The sequence below is a fragment of the Mycobacterium sp. SP-6446 genome, from assembly GCF_001954045.1.
GTDB lineage: Bacteria > Actinomycetota > Actinomycetes > Mycobacteriales > Mycobacteriaceae > Mycobacterium.
The window spans coordinates 1-827 of record NZ_MBEM01000156.1 but is presented as its reverse complement, the minus strand read 5'-3'; the positions used below and the strand labels follow the sequence as shown (position 1 = coordinate 827).

Annotated in this window: 1 pseudogene; it reads right to left on the bottom strand. The window is 67.7% G+C overall.

The features are described 5' to 3' along the window. A pseudogene (locus A5736_RS14470) lies at positions 1 to 827 on the bottom strand (DNA-directed RNA polymerase subunit beta); the annotation flags it as partial.

The following is an 827-nucleotide window of genomic DNA, read 5'->3' as shown; positions in this document are numbered from 1 at the left end:
AGCGAGGTGTCGCGGACCTCCCGGGCCTTCTCACCGAAGATCGCGCGCAGCAGCCGCTCCTCCGGCGTCAGCTCGGTCTCCCCCTTCGGGGTGACCTTGCCGACCAGGATGTCGCCGTCACGAACCTCGGCGCCGATGCGGACGATGCCGCGTTCGTCGAGGTCGGCGAGCACCTCGTCGGAGACGTTCGGGATGTCCCGCGTGATCTCCTCGGCGCCCAGCTTGGTGTCGCGGGCGTCGATCTCGTGCTCCTCGATGTGGATCGAGGTGAGCACGTCCTCCTCAACCAGGCGGTTGGAGAGGATGATCGCGTCCTCGTAGTTGTGGCCTTCCCACGGCATGATCGCGACGAGCAGGTTCTTGCCCAGCGCCATCTCGCCGTTGTCGGTGCAGGGACCGTCGGCGATCACCTGGCCGGCCTCCACCCGGTCCCCAGCGTCCACGATCGGCGACTGATTGGCGCACGTGCCGTGGTTGGAGCGGGCGAACTTGCGCATCCGGTAGGTGTGCCGGGTGCCGTCGTCGGCCATCACGGTGATGTAGTCGGCGCTGACTTCCTCGATGACACCGGCCTTGTCGGCGACGACGACGTCGCCGGCATCGATCGCGGCACGCAGCTCCATGCCGGTACCCACCAGCGGTGCCTCGCTGCGCACCAGCGGAACCGCCTGACGCTGCATGTTGGCACCCATCAGGGCACGGTTGGCGTCGTCGTGCTCGAGGAACGGAATCATGGCCGTGGCCACCGACACCATCTGGCGCGGCGAGACGTCCATGTAGTCCACCTCGGACGAGGACACGTACTCGACCTCGCCCGCCTTGCGGCG